This window comes from Streptomyces sp. NPDC007189 (assembly GCF_040703635.1).
In the GTDB taxonomy this organism is placed as follows: Bacteria; Actinomycetota; Actinomycetes; order Streptomycetales; family Streptomycetaceae; genus Streptomyces.
On sequence record NZ_JBEYEY010000001.1, the window covers coordinates 139,526 to 155,868 of the forward strand.

General features: G+C 73.0%; 15 protein-coding genes. 3 read left to right on the forward strand and 12 right to left on the reverse strand.

Features of this window, described 5'->3' with window-relative positions:
• Positions 1 to 58: 58 nt before the first annotated feature.
• The 12 genes from AB0950_RS00630 to AB0950_RS00685 form a co-directional block, all read right to left on the reverse strand.
• Entirely contained in the window at positions 59 to 808 is a 750-nt protein-coding gene (locus AB0950_RS00630) for a spherulation-specific family 4 protein (protein ID WP_366777484.1), read from the reverse strand.
• A complete protein-coding gene (locus tag AB0950_RS00635; RefSeq protein ID WP_360154646.1) occupies positions 796 to 1,755 on the reverse strand; it encodes an NAD-dependent epimerase/dehydratase family protein in 960 nt (319 codons plus the stop codon). Before AB0950_RS00635 ends, AB0950_RS00630 begins: the two co-directional genes overlap by 13 nt.
• Before the next feature lie 400 nt (positions 1,756 to 2,155).
• On the reverse strand, positions 2,156 to 3,268 hold the full coding sequence (locus AB0950_RS00640) for a hypothetical protein (RefSeq protein WP_360155269.1): 1,113 nt from the start codon (positions 3,266 to 3,268) through the stop codon (positions 2,156 to 2,158).
• A 554-nt stretch (positions 3,269 to 3,822) separates the two neighbouring features.
• A complete protein-coding gene (locus AB0950_RS00645; protein WP_366777485.1) occupies positions 3,823 to 3,948 on the reverse strand; it encodes a hypothetical protein in 126 nt (41 codons plus the stop codon).
• A gap of 33 nt (positions 3,949 to 3,981) precedes the next feature.
• Positions 3,982 to 5,733, reverse strand: a complete 1,752-nt coding sequence (locus tag AB0950_RS00650; protein WP_366777486.1) for a DUF3492 domain-containing protein — start codon at positions 5,731 to 5,733, stop codon at positions 3,982 to 3,984.
• Positions 5,734 to 5,991: 258 nt separating this feature from the next.
• Positions 5,992 to 7,584: an ABC transporter ATP-binding protein gene (locus tag AB0950_RS00655; protein ID WP_360154637.1), complete on the reverse strand. Its 1,593-nt coding sequence runs from the start codon at positions 7,582 to 7,584 to the stop codon at positions 5,992 to 5,994.
• Positions 7,581 to 8,579: an ABC transporter permease gene (locus AB0950_RS00660; protein WP_360154634.1), complete on the reverse strand. Its 999-nt coding sequence runs from the start codon at positions 8,577 to 8,579 to the stop codon at positions 7,581 to 7,583. The genes AB0950_RS00655 and AB0950_RS00660 overlap by 4 nt, the downstream gene beginning before the upstream one ends.
• Complete coding sequence (locus tag AB0950_RS00665; RefSeq protein ID WP_360574868.1) at positions 8,576 to 9,595, reverse strand: ABC transporter permease; 1,020 nt, start codon at positions 9,593 to 9,595, stop codon at positions 8,576 to 8,578. The genes AB0950_RS00660 and AB0950_RS00665 overlap by 4 nt, the downstream gene beginning before the upstream one ends.
• A gap of 4 nt (positions 9,596 to 9,599) precedes the next feature.
• Positions 9,600 to 11,318, reverse strand: coding sequence for an ABC transporter substrate-binding protein (locus AB0950_RS00670; RefSeq protein WP_366777488.1), 1,719 nt, complete (start codon positions 11,316 to 11,318; stop codon positions 9,600 to 9,602).
• A 194-nt stretch (positions 11,319 to 11,512) separates the two neighbouring features.
• Positions 11,513 to 11,608, reverse strand: a complete 96-nt coding sequence (locus AB0950_RS00675) for an Ms4533A family Cys-rich leader peptide (protein ID WP_360154625.1) — start codon at positions 11,606 to 11,608, stop codon at positions 11,513 to 11,515.
• 56 nt (positions 11,609 to 11,664) lie between these two features.
• Positions 11,665 to 13,620 carry a DUF3152 domain-containing protein gene (locus AB0950_RS00680; protein WP_366777489.1) on the reverse strand — a complete coding sequence of 652 codons (1,956 nt, stop codon included), beginning with the start codon at positions 13,618 to 13,620 and terminating at the stop codon, positions 11,665 to 11,667.
• 7 nt (positions 13,621 to 13,627) lie between these two features.
• Entirely contained in the window at positions 13,628 to 14,611 is a 984-nt protein-coding gene (locus AB0950_RS00685) for an alpha/beta hydrolase (RefSeq protein ID WP_360574871.1), read from the reverse strand.
• A 248-nt stretch (positions 14,612 to 14,859) separates the two neighbouring features.
• Between AB0950_RS00685 and AB0950_RS00690 the strand changes: the two genes are divergently transcribed.
• The 3 genes from AB0950_RS00690 to AB0950_RS00700 all read left to right on the forward strand — a co-directional run bounded on the left by AB0950_RS00690 (position 14,860) and on the right by AB0950_RS00700 (position 16,249).
• A complete protein-coding gene (locus AB0950_RS00690; RefSeq protein WP_330337940.1) occupies positions 14,860 to 15,084 on the forward strand; it encodes a hypothetical protein in 225 nt (74 codons plus the stop codon).
• A 156-nt stretch (positions 15,085 to 15,240) separates the two neighbouring features.
• Positions 15,241 to 15,882, forward strand: coding sequence for a TetR/AcrR family transcriptional regulator (locus AB0950_RS00695; protein WP_103817680.1), 642 nt, complete (start codon positions 15,241 to 15,243; stop codon positions 15,880 to 15,882).
• Between the two features lie 139 nt (positions 15,883 to 16,021).
• Complete coding sequence (locus tag AB0950_RS00700; protein WP_330337942.1) at positions 16,022 to 16,249, forward strand: DUF3107 domain-containing protein; 228 nt, start codon at positions 16,022 to 16,024, stop codon at positions 16,247 to 16,249.
• Positions 16,250 to 16,343: the final 94 nt, after the last annotated feature.

Here is a 16,343-nt window from a genome sequence, read left to right on the forward strand (position 1 = left end):
CTCCGTTGGTCGGTCAATCACTACAGTTGTTCTCCCCGTAACACTGCCACGGCCTTCTTCATTCCGAGACACCCGTTCCGATGCGCGAGACGATTTCGTCCCAGTAGCCGGGCATCGTCTCCCACGGGTCGGCGCGGCCACCGCGGTCCGTGCGGTCGGTGAAGTAGATCGTCGCCGCGCCCTGCCAGCGGGCGATGCGCAGGGCCTCCTCCAGGTGGCCGCGCGGCACGCCGTGCACGAAGTGGCAGAAGCGGTCCGGCGGATAGTCGGCGGTCCACTCGGCCACCTGCGACCAGCGGTAGTCGGACCAGGCGCCGGAGAAGGTCACCAACTGGTCGGCGTTCTCCGCGTAACCGGGGTGCGGATGGCCGCCGTGGCCGAGGACGATGTGGGCGGTGTCACTGATCGCCCGGAGTGTGGTGACCGCACGGCGGACGTCGGCGAGCATGGTCCGCTCGGTGGGACAGCGGTCCAGCAGGAAGCCGTCGACCCGGTACCAGTCGAGGTAGCGGTGGGCGTCGGAGATCAGGTCGGCGAAGGCCCGGGCGCCGTGGACGAGGTCGAGGTGACCGAGGACACGGACACCGCCGCCCCGCAGCCGGCCCGCCGCCTCCAGGCAGCGCGGGTCGGGGAGGGTGCCGGGGCCCTGGGCCACGTTGAGGACCACCCAGTCCAAGGGGACGGCCGGGCGGGCGAGTTCGTCCCACTGGGCGGGGGCGACGAGGGGGTGGGCGTAGCCGGGGATGCCGAGGGCGGTGCGCAGGCCGGTGCTTGTGGCGCCCGCGGTGGTGCTGGTCAGATGCGGCATGCCGCCTCCATCCAGATGTCGGCCAGGGATTCTTCGAGGTTGATGCGGGGCCGCCAGCCGAGCCGGTCGCGTGCGGTGCGCACGTCGGCCTGCTGCCAGCTGCCGCAGCCGTCCGGGTACGGGTACGCAACCGGGCCCGCGTGGTCGGCGTCACCGCGGGGGTGGCCGATGGCGCTGCGCAGCGGTCCGGGCGGGGCGTCGAGTTCGTGCAGGGCGCCGCCGTATCCGGCCACGCGGGCGAGGACGGCGGCGGCGTCGCGGAGCCGGACGGCGCGGCCGGAGCCGATGTTGATCACGCCCTGCGCGGCGGAGAGCGAGGCGGCGTGCACGGCGCGGGCGACGTCGCGCACGTCGACGAAGTCGCGCTGCACGCCGAGGCCGGCGAGCTTGAGTTCGCCGTCGCCGGACTGCATGGCACGGCGCATGGCCTCGGCGAGCCGGCCCAGCGGGGAGCCGGCCGGGGTGCCGGGGCCGACCGGGGAGAAGACCCGCAGCACGACGGCGTCCAGGCCGGAGCCGAGGACCAGTTCGGTCGCGGCGAGCTTGCTCACGCCGTACGGGCCGCCGGGGCGCGGTACGGCGTCCTCGGCGGTCGAGGAGCCGGGCTGGCTCGGTCCGTACTCGGAGCCGCACCCGATCTGCACCAGCCGGGCCCCGCAGCCGCTGCGGCGCAGCGCCTCGCAGACGGTGGCGACGGCCACGGTGTTGTGCCGGGTCAGTTCCCGGGCGCCGCCACGGATGGCGCCGGCGCAGTTGATGACGACGCCGGGGTGGACCGCGTCGAGGAAGCGGGTGAGCGCGCCGGGGCTGCCGGTGGCGAGGTCGAAGCGGACGTCGGCGTCGTCGCCGCGGCCGAGCGCGGTGAGCTGGACGGCCGGGTCGGCGAGCAGACGGTCGGCGACGAAGCGGCCGATGTATCCGTTGGCTCCGATCAGCAGGACCCTCATCGGGCGGCTCCCGGGGTGTATGCGCCGGTGCGGCCGGCTGGGCCGAGGGGACTGAGGTGGGCGGTGTGGGGGGCGACGGCCCCGCTGTGACTGTCGAGGCTCACGCGACTGGCGGTGGCCATGTGACTGTCGGTACACCCACCTGCACTGGGCCGACACGGTGCGGTCGGCCAGGACGGCGTGGCGGGTCCGCCCGTTCTCACGGTGCCGGCGGATCCGGTGGTTCCCCGGACTCCGGCTGCGGCGGTCCCGGCGGCGCCTGCGCCTGCGGCGGCTGGGGACGCACCGGCGGTTCCGGGGGCCCCGGACGCTCCGGGTCGGGAGGTGGTCATCTGGCTTTCTCCTTCAAAAAGGGGTGGTGCGGGCGCCTCCGGCGGTGACCCGGGCCGGCGGCGGATGGTCATTCGGGGACTCCCGTGGGCGCGTGTGCTGTGGCCTGGGTGAGGGTCCGGGCCGCGTGGCACAGCAGGGCCAGCGCGGCGGCACCACAGGTGAGGGCCGGAACGGCGCCCACCCCCCAGGCGTCCACCACGGCCTGCACCGGAGTCGCGAGAACGGCGCAGCCCGGCAGCCTTCCGGCCAGGGGCAGGGCGAGGGCCACCGCCTCCGTGGCCGCCGCGGCGCCGAGCACCACGGCCGGGGCGTGCCTGCGACGGTGCACGGTGAGCAGGCGGGCGAGCAGCAGCAGCGCGCCCAGGGCGAGGGTCTGCGGATAGGCAGCGGGTGCGTGCAGGACGGTGGCGCACACGAGGAGCAGCGCGGTGAGTGCGCCCAGGAACAGGGTGAACGTGCCGAACAGCAGCGGTGTGGCGGCGGCCGTGAAGTCCTCCAGTCCCCGGCTGCCGGCGAGCCTGCGGCGGGCGCCCGCGGTGAGCAGGTGGGCGCACCAGGCCGCCGGGGCGCAGGCGAGGCTGAGGGCCAGGGCGGGCGCGACGGCCGTGGGCCAGGGCCCGTCCGGGGCGCCGGTCGGCAGGGTGTCGGGGCCGCCCGTCACCACCGCGGCGAGGAGGCCGTCGCCGAAAAGGGCGTACCCGAGCAGCCAGAGGGTCCACGCACCCGTGGCGTTCGCCGTGCGCCACACGCGCGTGCCGGGCGGACCGGCGAGGGGGCCGTGGCGCAGCGCGGCACGCGTGGCGAGGGCTACGGCGAGGACGCCGACGGCGACGGCCGGCAGCCGGAGCTCGCCGTGAACGAGGCGCAGTCCGGCCGCGGTGGCCACGGCGAGGGTGCCGGGCAGCAGGGTGAGCAGGACCCAGCCGGGGCGGACCCGCGGTACGGGCAGGGTCTCCGGCTCCGGGCGCTGCTCGGCGCCCCGCGGCACGCGCGCGTACAGCTCCTCGGCGAGCGAGAAGACGTCACGGTGGCGGAAACGGGCGGCGGTCCGGTCGGTGACGCCGTGCGCCTCCAGCCCGGCGGCGATCTCCAAAGGGTCCACGGCCCGCTCGCAAAGCTCACGGTGCCGGTGCAGCAGGGCCTTCACGGGGTCGGCGGCTCCCCGCCGGGGTGCGGCGATGCGCCGCCGGTCAGGCTCCGAGCCGCCGGAATGCTCGTCTCCGACCCGCCCCACCCTCTTGCCGTCCGGTCCCGTCTGCGGCCCAAGGCTCGCGCCGGCACCCGCGGCAACAGTGCCGAGGTCACGCCGACGGTTCTGCTCGGGACCGCACCGACGCCCCTGCCCATCCGGCAAGGTTTCACCGAACGATCCCCCCTCGCCGGACCCGGACAAGGCCTCCTCACGGGACAGGCCATCCTCGCGGGACAGGCTCTCCTCGCGGAACAGGCCGTTCTCGCCGGACACACCCTCCTCGCCGGACACGCCTACCTCGCGGGACAAGGCCTCCTCGCCGCACAAGCCTCCGTCGCCGCCGTCGTCCTCCCCGAACCGCTCCCCCGCCGCCCCCGCATCCCAGGGCTCGCCGCTTCGAGGCATCCCGGGCCGGTCCCACCCACCCGGCACCCCCGTACCCAGCGCATCCAGCCCACCCGGCGCCTCCGGTCGCAGCCCACCTGGCACTCCCGTACCCACCGCACCCAACGCCCCCGGCTCCCCCACCGCACCCCGCCCGCTCAACTCACCCACCACACCGAGCCCAAAACGACGCTCGGCACCGCGCCCTTCACCGCGCTCGCCACCACGTCCCACACCGCACCCTTCACCCCGCTCGCCGCCACGTCCCACACCGCGCTCGACACCGCGCCCCTCGCTGCGGTCGTCCCGTACCCCCATCACGCCCCCTCGGCGGTGGCCAGCGGTGTGGCGCGTACCGGTGTGCTCGTGGCCCAGCCGGGGATGCCCCGCGAGAGGACGCGGGCCGTGGGGCCGGCCCAGCGGCCGGGGACGTGGGACTCGGCGGGGCTGGCGAACGGCCGTGGCTCGCCGGACTCGTCGAGGACGACCCGGCGGACCGGGCAGCGCGAGACGATCTGCAGGTAAATGCTGTGAAATGCCGCGATGTTCTGCTCGACGGTGAACAGTTCCAGCGCGCGGGCGCGTGCGGCGGCGCCGAGCCGCTCGCGGCGCTCGGGGTCGCGCAGCAACGCCACGCACGCCTCGGCGAGCGCCCGTGGATTGCGCGGGGGCACGACGAGCCCCGTGCCGCCAATGACCTCCACCACCGCGCCCACGTCCGTGGACACCGTGGCCCGGCCGCAGAACATGGCCTCGATCAGGCCGACCGGGAAGCCTTCGACGACGCTGGACAGCACGACGACGGCTCCGTCGGCGTACGCATCGGGGAGTGTGGGCGCCTCGGGGGCGCCGATCTCCTCGAAGGACACCGGGTTGTCGCCGACGGCGTGCACGCCCTCGGCCTCGTCCGGGAAGAGCTGCGCGGCGAGCGCCTTGCAGTGGCCGAGGTAGGACGCGCCCTCGGGTCCTGCGGGCGCGCCTACGATCCTCAGGCGCGCCTTGGGCTCTTCCTTGCGGACCTCGGCGAAGGCGTGCAGCAGCGAGATCAGGTCCTTGGCGGGTTCGACGCGTCCGACCCAGACCAGCGTGTCCGGGGCGGCGCGGTCCGGGGCCTCGCCGACCTCCGCGAAGCGGGTGGCGTCCATGCCCGGGTAGACGGTGCGGATCCGGGCCCGGTCGGCGCCGCACCGTTCCTGCCAGCGGCGGGCGTGGGCGTTGCCGGGGGTGAGGATCTCGGCGCGCCGGTAGACCTCGGCGGCGAGCCGGCTGTGGAAGGCGCCGAGCAGCGCGCGCACGGCGGGTGCGGCGGTGTCGGGGCCGAGGGCCAGGTAGTGCGAACGGAGCTGCACGCCGTACTCGGTGACGAGCAGCGGCACGTCGCAGAAGTGCCGGGCGAGCAGCCCGGGCAGGGCCGCCGGTCCGCCGGCGGTGGCGTGGCAGAGGTCGGCCGCGCCGAGGCCGTCGTCGCCGTACCAGTCGAGGGAGAGGGGGCGCAGGGCGCGTTCGAGGTGTGCGGTGACGGTGAGCAGATCGGGTACGCGCGCCTCGCGCGCCGTGCGCAGCGCGCCGGGGGCGCGGCAGGCGCGTTCGAGGGTGCGTACGGCGGTGTCCGAGCGCAGGGCGCCGACCAGGCCGCCTTCTTCGCGGGCGAGTTCGGCGAGCCCGTACAGCGCTCTGCCGAAACGGTCCGCCAGATCGGCGGACGCCTCCTCGGAGGCGGCCTCGGTCCCGGCGCTCACCGCCCCGACCAGCTCTCCGTAGCACTCGGCGAAGCGCCGGCGCGCACGCCGTCCGCGGGCCCGCCCGTCTCCCGCCACCGCGCCTGCACGCAGGCCTTTCGAGCCGCTCCTCCAGACGCCGTCCTCCGTGGTCCACAGCGGCGCCGTACGCACTCTGCTGACCTGCGCCGGGAGCGGGACCCAGCCGTCGTCCTCCTGGCTTCGGCTGCGGCTGAGCGCGTAGATGTCGAACTCGTGCTGGTGGAGCCCGCGCACGAGCCGGTCGCACCAGAGTCCGGCGTCACCGCTCACATACGGGTAGCCGCCCTCCGTAAGCAGTCCGATGCGCACGTGTGCACCCCCGATCTCCCGTCCGGTGAGCCGCCGTTGTCCCGGCGGCTCGCAGCGGGACGAACGTAAGCGGACAAGGCGGTGGCGCGACGGACGGTTGTCCATCGCGCCACCAAAAGGGGTGAACGGCCGTAACTTTCGCGTGCGGGTCGCGTTCCGCCGCGCTAAGGGCTCAGGGCGTCATCGTCCGTGCACGAAACGTTACGCCTCGGGTGGGGCGCGGACCGGGCGGGCTCGCGCCGCGATCCGCGCCCCGCCTCACGCCGCGGCCGGTGTGCGCCGGGCCGCGCGCCGCCGGGCCGCCAGCTCCGGGTCGAGCGCGGGTACGGCGGCCAGGAGCTGCTTGGTGTACGGCTCGCGCGGGCTGTCGTACACCTCGTCCGCCGGCCCGTACTCGACGATCCGCCCCTGGCGCATCACCGCGACCCGGTCGCTGACCTGCCGTACGACGGCGAGGTCGTGGGCGATGAAGACCAGGGCGAGGCCCAGTTCCCGCTGGAGTTCGCCGAGCAGTCCGACCACCTGGGCCTGGGTGGTGACGTCCAGCGCGGAGACCGGCTCGTCGCAGACGATGACGCGCGGTTCGGCGGCGAGCGCGCGGGCGATGCCGATGCGCTGGCGCTGGCCGCCGCTGAACTCGTGCGGGTAGCGGTCGTAGTGCGCCGGGTCGAGCCCCACGCGCTCCAGCAGTTCCGTCACGCGCCCCCGGATGCGCTGCTCGTCGCGGTCGCCGCGCGCGCGGAGCGGGTCGGCGATGGACTCGCCCACGCTGCGGCGGGGGTTGAGCGAGGACACGGGGTCCTGGAAGACCATCTGCACGGCCGGGTCCACGCCGGTGTGCGGGCGGCCCTCGTAGCGGATCGCGCCGGCGGTCGGCGCCAGCAGTCCGACGAGCATGCGGCCGAGCGTGGTCTTGCCGCTGCCGCTCTCGCCGACCACGCCGAGCGTCTCGCCGCGGCGGACGGTCAGCGAGACGCCGTCCACGGCCGTGAAGGCCCGCTTGCCGCGCCCGAACACGCGGCTCACCCCGGAGGCTTCCAGGACGACCTCCTCGGCGGCCTGGGAGGCGGTGCGGCGGGCGTCGACGCGCGGGACGGCGTCGAGGAGTTCACGGGTGTACGCCTGGGCGGGCGCCGCGAGGACCGTGCCGACCGGGCCGTGCTCGACGACCCGGCCGTGCCGCATGACGAGGACGTCGTCCACGCTCTCGGCGGCGACGCCCACGTCGTGGGTGACGAGCAGCAGGCCCATGCCGGTCTCCTCGCGCAGCGTGTGCAGCAGGTCGAGGATCTGCGCCTGGACGGTGACGTCGAGGGCGGTGGTCGGCTCGTCGGCGATCAGCAGGTCCGGCTCGCAGGCCAGGGCCATGGCGATGAGGGCGCGCTGGCGCATGCCGCCGCTGAACTCGTGGGGGCGGGACCGTGCGCGCCGTGGCGCGTCGGGAATGCCCACCCTGTCCAGCACCTCGACCGCACGCGCGCGTGCGGTGCGGCGCGACACGCGCGCGTGCACGCGGTAGACCTCGGCGATCTGGTCGCCGATCGCGTAGTACGGGTCCAGCGAGGACAGCGGGTCCTGGAAGACCATCGCGGCCCCGGCGCCGCGCAGCCGCCGCAGCTCCTCCTCCGTGGCGGCCTGTACGTCGGTGCCGGCGACACGGACCGAGCCGGTGACCCGGGCTCCGGTGCCGCGGTGCAGGCCCAGCAGGGCGCCGGCGACCGTGGACTTGCCGGAGCCGGACTCGCCGACGAGGGCCAGCGCGGCGCCCTTCGCCAGGCTGAAGGAGAGGCCGTCGACGGCCCGCAGCGGGCCGAACTCGACGGCGAGGTCCGTGACGTCCACCAGGCTCATGAGAGCACCACCCGTCGGTCGGCCACCGCGTACAGAACGTCCGCGACGGCGTTGGCGAGGACCACGAAGAAGCCGATGACCAGGACCATGCCGACGACCACCGGCAGGTCCACGACGGTCACCGCGTGCACCAGTTCCTGGCCGATGCCGGGCAGTCCGAAGAGGGTCTCGGTGAGGACGGCGCCGCCGACGGCCGAGCCGACGTTGTTGGCGTTCAGCGCGATCACGGGCGCCAGGGCGCCGCGCAGGGCGTGCCGGCCGACGATGGAGCGCTCGGCGACGCCGTACGCACGGAAGGTGCGGATGTGGTCCTCGGCGAGGGTCTCCAGCATGGCGGCGCGGGTGAGCCGGGCGAAGGCCGCCGCCTCGATGAGGGCGAGCGAGAGCCAGGGCAGCAGCAGGTTCCACGCCCATTGCTCGGGGTCGTCCGTGAGGCTCACGTACTGCGGGAACGGCAGCCACTGCAGTTCGCCGCAGACGACGATCATCAGCACCAGGCCGATGACGAAGACCGGCGTGGCGGTGCCCGCGAGGGTGATCGCGGTCAGGACGCGCTCGGAGACGCGGCCGCGCCGCCACGCGGACAGCACACCGGTGCCGACACCGAGGACGAGCCATACGACCATGGCGCCGAGCACGAGCGAGAGGCTGACCGGCAGCTTGGTCAGGATGATGTGCAGGACCTGCTGGTCAGTGCGGTACGACTGCCCCAGGCAGGGCGCGGCGCAGTGCTCGACCGCGGTGCCGGTGGAGAAGTCCTGTCCCACAAGGAGCCCTTGCAGGAAGTGCCAGTAGCGCAGGTAGAGGGGGTCGCCGAGGTTCAGTTGCTGGGCGACCTGGTGCACCTGTGCCGGGGAGCAGCGCGGGCCGCAGGTGATCTGGGCGACGTTGCCGGGGGTGACGTAGAAGACGACGTAGACGATCACCGAGATGGCGAGCAGGGTCACCACGACGCCGACGGCGCGGCGCAGCAGGAATCCGCCGAGGCCGCTCATGCGGTCGCCTCCTTCTCGGGTTTCCCGGGCGCGGTCGATTCCTTGCGGCCGGTGCCGACGCGCAGGCGGGAGGCGGCGCGCGGGTCGAGGGCGGTGCGCACGCCGTCGCCGAGGACGGTGAGGGCGAGGACGGTGACGAACAGGGCGCCGGCCGGCAGCAGCAGGTACTGCGGCGCGGCCTGGTACCAGACGTCCGCGGCGGTGAGCATCTGCCCCCAGGAGGGGGTGGGCGGCTTCACGCCGACGCCGAGGAACGACAGCGCCGCCTCGACGGTGATGTTCGTGGGCACCAGCAACGCGGCGTACGTGATGACGGGCGCGGCGAGTCCGGGCAGCAGTTCCCGGCGGGCGACACGCCAGGCGCCCCAGCCGCTCAGCCGGGCGGCGAGGACGTAGTCGAGCCCCTTCAGGGAGAGCGTCTGGGCCCGCACGATCTTGGCGATGTTGCCCCAGGCGATCAGGCCGATGACCAGGGCGACCAGGACCGGCCGCGGGAAACCGGCCGGCACGATGGCCAGCAGGGCCAAGGACATGATCATGAGCGGCATCGACACGATGATGTCCGTGGCCCGGCTCAACAGTTGATCAACCCATCGGTTGCCGAGCGCGGCGCCCACACCGACCGCGACCCCGATGGCGATCTGCACCACCGTGGCCGCGAACGCGACGCCCAGTGACACCCGCGCGCCGTAGACGAGCCGGGCGAACAGGTCGCGGCCGGTCTGCGGCTCGACGCCCAGCCAGTGGTCGGCGCCGATGCCGCCGAGGGAGCCGACGGGCACCCCTCCGCGCGCGGAGTCGATCAGGGACGGGTGGTAGGTGGTGGGGTCCTGGCCCTCCAGAGCGGTGAGCAGCGGCGCGGCGAGCGCGATCAGGACGAGCAGCGCGACGACGGCCGCGGCGACCAGGGCGGCGCGCTGGGCGCGCAGCCGCCGCCAGAACTGACGGGCCCCCGAGCCCGCCGGGACGGACGGCTGCGTCCCGGCGGTCTCGACGGCGACAAGTGCCTCGCTCACGGCGTTACTTCACCGCGACCTGGGAGATGTCCAGCACGCCGGTCCAGTCGCTGATGACGATGTTCTTGACGTCCTTGCCGTACAGGCGCTTGTAGACCGGGTGGAACAGCGGCACGACGAGGGCCTTCTCCCCGATCTTCTTGTCCAGGGCGCCCCAGCGCTTGGCGGCGGCGTCAAGGTCGGTCAACTTGTTGATCGCGTCAATCTCGGCATTGACCGACTTGTCGTTGAGCAGGCCCGTGTTGAAGTTCGCGCCGTCCTTGACGATCTGCCGGCCGTCGAAGATCGGGGCGAGGAAGGGTCCGCCGGAGGGCCAGTCGGCACCCCAGTGGGCGAGGAAGAACCCGGGCTCGGTCTTCACGCTGTGGATCTTGTCCCGGTAGTCGTTGTCCTCCAGCCCCTGGAGCCTGACCGTGACGCCGGCCTTCTTGAGCGCGTCCTGGATGGCGGTGGCGATCTCCGGGCTGGTCTCGAAGTCCTTGGCGTTGGAATGGGTCAGCGTGAGAGTGAGCCCGTTCTTGTAACCGGCCTGGGCGAGCAGCTCCTTCGCCTTGGCCGGGTTGCCGGACGCCCCGGCCGGGAACGGGTCGTACGGCGTGTAGCCGAAGGACTTCTGGTCCGGCAGGAAGGTGGTGGCGGGCTCGGCGAGCGCGCTGCCGCCGGCCGCGTTGACCACCGAGGACCGGTCGACGGCGTAGGCGATCGCCTCGCGCACCTTCGGGTTGTCGAAGGGCTTCACGGTCGGGTTGAACGCGACGTAGTTCGTGTAGCCGAAGTGGCCCGTGCCCACGCGCGCGGCCAGCTCCTTGTCACCGCTGACCTTGGCGAGTTCGGCCGGACCCAGGTTGGTGTCCGTGGTGACCGCGGCCGCGTCCGCACCCTGGGACGCGGACAGCCGCTGGTTGATCACCGAGGAGTCGAGGCCGGAGCGGACGTCGATCGTGTCCGGGTAGGCCTTGCGCTGGTCGTCAACCGCCGACGACCAGTAGGGGTTGCGCTTGAGAATCAGGTGCTCGCCGTCGTTCTCGTTCCTGACGACCTTGTACGGGCCGGAGGAGACGGGGTGCGCCTCGTACTTGGTGCCGTCGTCCTTGCTCCTGGGCACCGGGGTGAACTGCGTCTGCGTGGCGAGGTACGGGAACTCGCCCTCGGGCTTGTTGAGGTGGAAGACGATGGTCCGCGCGTCCGGCGTCTCGATCGCCGAGAGCCCCTTCTTGTCCTTGTACGGCCCCTGGTAGTCGGCCGCACCGACCAGCCAGTCCCTCAAGTAGGGGGCGCCGCCGGAGAGTTCGGGGGCGAAGGAGCGCTCGATGCCGTACTTGATGTCGGCGGAGGTGATCGGCGTGCCGTCCTCGTACTTGAGGCCCTTCTTCAGGGTGTACGTCCAGACGGTCGCGTTCTTGCTGGGGCGGCCGGTGTCGGTGGCGAGGTCGGGGACCACCTTGGCGCCGGCCGCGCCGTTCGCGCGGTTGCGGGTGGTGAGGGTGCGGAAGACCAGTGAAGGGACGTTTCCGCCGCCGGAGGTGTAGAGGCGGGCGGGGTCGAAGTCGGTCTGCGGCTCGGAGTTCAGCACCGTGAGGGTGCCGCCCTTGTGGGGCGCGGAGTCGCCACCGGAACCCTTGGCATCGCTGTCCTTCGGGCCGCAGGCGGCGGCGCCCGCTGCCACGACCAGGCTGACGGATGCCGCTGCCACGCGGCGCGCTATGACGGACGGTTGACGCATCGGAATGACGACCTCTCGGGGTGACGTGAGGAAACTGATCGAGGATTTCTCGATGAGTGAGACATGTGGACGAGGAGTGAGACGACTGCGGACAGACGTCGGCCCCGGCGCCGGTCGTCGAAAAACGCCGTGACGAGGCCACGGACGGAGGAAGAGCCAGAGAGAATCGCGACGCGAGCGCCAGGGCGGCGGCGTCAGCGACAGTGGATGTCGGCCACGCAGAGTGCGGTCACGCCGATGAGCGCCAGCTCGATGGCTGCGCTCTCCTGGACGGCATGACTAGACCACATGCGCAGAAATATGTACGACCTCGCCGCTCATGTCAATGTGACATGAGCGGCGCCTGTCAACTTCCCGGATAGGGCCAGGGATTGGGCAGACAGTGGATTCCGTCATGGTCGAGGAACTTGGTCTGCTGCTGCATGACGGGAGCGAGTTCGCCGTTCTTCTGGCAGGTCACATGGCCGTGACCGAGACGGTGACCGACCTCATGGTTGATCAGCATCTGCCGGTAGGGATGGATTTTGTTCCCATATGTCGTGCTGCCCTGGGCCCACCTGTATGCATTGATCATCACGCGTTCGGTGGCGGCCGAGTCGCAGGAGACGTTGTCCTCCGTGGTGTCGAGACCGGACTTCGCGCACCACGTGGCCGTCGTGCCGGGGCTGGCCAGCGTGATCACGAAGTCGGGCTTGCCGGAGGAGATCCGCTCGAAGGTACGGGCACCCCCGTGGGCCCAGCTGCGGTCGTCGTTCAGGGTCTTCTGCACGGCCTCGGCGAACAGCTTGCCGTCCAGGCCCAGCCCCTGCTCGATGTCGACGCGGTAGGTGTACTTCTGACCCTTGCCCGGGGCCTTGTCGAACCCGGGCACCGTGTCGAACTTCCCCGAGCCCTTCAGTGTCGGGCTGAGCGGGTATGTCCGGTCCATCGCCTGCTCGTACGACAGCGTCACCGTGCCGGGCGAGGCCGAGGGGGCCGCCCCGGCCGGGGTGCGTGCGGCGCGGGCCTGGTCGGTGGCGGACCGCGCCTGCGCGGCGCCGGTGTCGTGCTTCCCGGTCACCTGGCCGGCGACGACCACCGCGAGCACGGTGGTGATGGCGGCCGCGGCGACCCCGGTGAAGGCCCGCGCGGGGCTCCGCCGGTCCTGGCCGGGTGCCGTTTCCTGGGCGGTGCCTGCGTCGTCGTGCGACTGCGGGTCCGCTGCGGTCCCCGGCCCGGTTGCCCGGGCGCCTGCCGGGGCGCCGCCGCGCGAGCGCTGCGCGGGCGGGCCGACGGGGACTCCGTCGCCACCGTCCGGCTCCGGCGCGTGCGGCATGCTCGGCGTGTTGGGCGTGTGCGCCGGGTGCGCCTCGGTGGGGTGAGGCCCGCCGGGGTGGGGCGCGCGGGGCGCGAAGACGTTCGCGTCGTCGTCCAGGCCGACACCGCCGCGGCGGCCGTCGTGGCCGTCGGCGAAGGCGTCGAGGTACTCCTGCCGGGGGCCGGGCACGGCCCCCCGTCCCGGTCCCGCCGCCCGCTGCCGCGGAAACACCGCACCGGGCCCGGCCGCCCCAGCGAACTCCCCCCAGCCGCCGCCCGCTTCCCGCTGCTCGGGGTGCCCACCACGAGCGGGAGCACCCCCACGGACGTTGGGGACACCGTGAGCAGGAGTCCCATCGGGAAGCCTCGGACCACCGCGAGCGGGCGTGCCGTCCGAAAGCCTCGGGGCACCGCGAGCGGGCGTACCGTCCGGAAGCCTCGGGACACCATGGGCGGGCGTACCGTCGCCGAAACGCGGCACACCACCAGCCGGAGTGCCGTCAGGAAGCCTCGGGACGCCACCCGCCGGCGTCCCATCACCGAAACGAGGCACACCCTGCGCGGGCGTACCGTCCGGAAGCCTCGGGACACCGTGCGCGGGCGTACCGTCGCCGAAACGCGGCACACCACCAGCCGGAGTGCCGTCCGGAAGCCTCGAGACACCACCCGCCGGCGTCCCATCACCGAAACGAGGCACACCCTGCGCGGGCGTACCGTCGCCGAAACGCGGCACACCACCCGCGGGCGCACCGTCGCCGAATCGCGGGGCTCCCTGCGCGCGCGTACCGGTCGGGGGGCTCTGCGGGCCGCGCGGGGGGTATCCCTGGGGGGCGCCGGGGCCTTCCGGCGTCGGTGCGGGGCGCTGGCCCGGCAGCAGGGGCCGGTCACCGCGGGCCACGGGCGCGGCGGCGCCGGGTGCGCGGGAGTCCGGCTGGTCCGTGGGCCTGGCGGCCGTGCCCGTGGAGGCGTTCTTCGGGGCCGGTCCGCGGCGGCTGTGGCGTCCCACGCCGGCCTCAGCTCCTCGTGCCCGCGTCGGCGGTGGCGTTCGCCGTGTCCGCGAGCAGTTCACGGAACGCGGTGGCCACCACGTCCGGGTACTCCATCATCGCCACGTGCCCGGCGTCCGGCAGGGACAGCAGGCGGGAGTCGCGGAAGGCGCGGGCGGCCCGGCGGGCCATGCGGAAGCCGACCAGCTGGTCACGGCCGCCGTAGATCAGCAGGGTCGGCGCGAGCACGCGCTCGGCCTGGCGCCACAGCCCGTGCTGTCCGCCGAGCGTGTAGGCGTTGACGATCCCGCGCGCGGAGCGGGTCATCGCGTCCCAGAAGTACGGCAGTTGCAGCCGCCGCTCCAGCTCGGCCACGGCGTTCTGGAACGCCTCGGGCGACACGCGCGCGGGGTCGCCGTAACAGAGCGCCATGACGCCGCGCACCCGCTGCTCGGCCGTCCACTCCTTGGTGAACCGGGTGAACAGGGCGGCCACACCGGGCACGCTGAGCAGCGCGGTCGGCGCCGCGGTGCGCTGGATGCGCAGCTCCGGCAGGGCGGGCGACACGAGCGTGAGCGTACGGACCAGGTCGGGCCGTACGGCGGCCACGCGCGTGGTGACCGCGCCGCCGAGCGAGTTGCCGAACAGGTGGACCGGGCCGCGGCCGGACGCGTCGAGATAGCGGATCACCGCGCGCGCGTGCCCGGTGACCGAGTAGTTCCCGTCGTCCGGGGGCGGGGAGTCGCCGAAGCCCGGCAGGTCGACCGCCTCGCCGTCGACGACGCCGTCCAGCTCGGCCATCAGCGACGACCAGTTCTGCGAGGAACCGCCGAGCCCGTGGACGTACAGGGCGGGCGGCAGGCCCTCGCGGGCGGGACGGCGGGAACGGATCGACAGGGTGACTCCGGGCAGCCGCACGGAACGGAGCCGCTCGCCCTCGCCGACCCGGACGGGCGCCACCCTGGGAAGGACACTGGCGGCCGATACGGACGGCGACTCGGTCGAAGACATGCGGCAATGTTACGAGGTGATCACGTCGCGGTTCATGTGTTCGCCGTCACAGGTGCTGTCTCACGGGAAGGTGGACAGGAGTGACGGACCGGAGCCGGCGGCGGACAGGGAGCGCCGTCGGCGAACGGGGGGCTGCGAACGGGCGAGACGGCATGGCGTCCGGATCTGCTGTCTCCTAGGCTCGTACAGAGGGCACCCGTATGTGGCCCCTGCTGTTTCCAGGGACATTCGTAGGAAGGGAGCCCACCATGGCCTATGACCCCACCGAACCCGACACGATCGAGGACCTGGAGGCCGAGACGGCCCCGGAGATCGGCGTCGAAGCCAACGAGGTGGACGCCGCCGAGCAGCACGCCGACATCGCGCCGGACCGCGACGACCCCCTGACGGCCGTGGATCCCGACCGGGCGAACGAGGCCGATCTGGTCGAACAGGCGCGCGTCGTCGCGCTCGACGAGGACGACTACCGCTGACCTCGGCCGACTCCCACGGCCCCACGAGCACCCCGCTGCGGCTTCCGCAGCCGTCCGGTACGTGAAATTCTGCGCTCGCACCGCGCACAGCACGGTTACCGAAAAGTACGATGGCCGCGCGGCGACACCGCGAAATGGACGACTTTGGGAGGCGGCGTGACAGCCATCGAGCAAACTGAGGCGGCACGCCCGCGTGGCACCCGTCTGCCGCGCCGAGCCCGACGGAACCAGCTGCTGGGCGCCGCCCAGGAGGTTTTCGTCGCTCAGGGGTACCACGCCGCGGCGATGGACGACATCGCCGAGCGGGCCGGCGTGAGCAAGCCGGTGCTCTACCAGCACTTTCCCGGCAAGCTCGACCTCTACCTCGCCCTGCTGGACCAGCACTGCGAGTCGCTGATCCAGGCCGTGCGGAGCGCGCTCGCCTCGACGACCGACAACAAGCAGCGCGTCCGGGCGACCATGGACGCCTACTTCGCCTACGTGGAGGACGACGGCGGCGCGTTCCGGCTGGTGTTCGAGTCGGACCTGACGAACGAGCCCGCGGTGCGCGAGCGCGTCGACAAGGTCACGAACGAGTGCGCCGAGGCGATCTGCGACGTCATCGCCGAGGACACGGGCCTGTCGCGCGCGGAGTCGATGCTGCTCGCCTCCGGGCTCGGCGGCCTCGCCCAGGTGGTGGCCCGCTCCTGGCTGCACAGCGACCGCAGTGTGCCGCGCGACCAGGCGGTGCAGCTGCTGACCTCGCTGGCCTGGCGGGGCATCGCCGGTTTCCCGCTGCACGGCAGCGAACACCACTGACACGCTCGTACGGGCTCCGGCGGCCTGTTCGCTGATGGCGTTCCGGCCGGGAGCGTGTACGTCCCCTCACCGGGCTAATGTGTGCTGAAGTAGGGCGCGGAAGATCGCGCACATCAGTGACCGTCGGAGGGACATAGCCGTGGAGGTCAAGATCGGCGTGCAGCACGCGCCCCGCGAGATCGTTCTGGAGAGCGCTCAGAGCGTCGAGGAGGTCGAGCGTGTGGTCGCCGAGGCGCTGGCCGGGAAGACGGGGCTGCTGAGCCTTACGGACGAGAAGGGCCGCAAGGTCCTGGTCCCGACCGACCGCCTCGCGTACGTGGACATCGGCGAGCCGACCGTCCGCAAGGTGGGCTTCGGCGCGCTGTAGGCGGACATCATGCACAAGGGCCCGGCGGCCGCGAGTCGCCGGGCCCTTTCGCGTGGAAGGTGCACACAAGCGGAGCACAACTCCTCCACAGCGG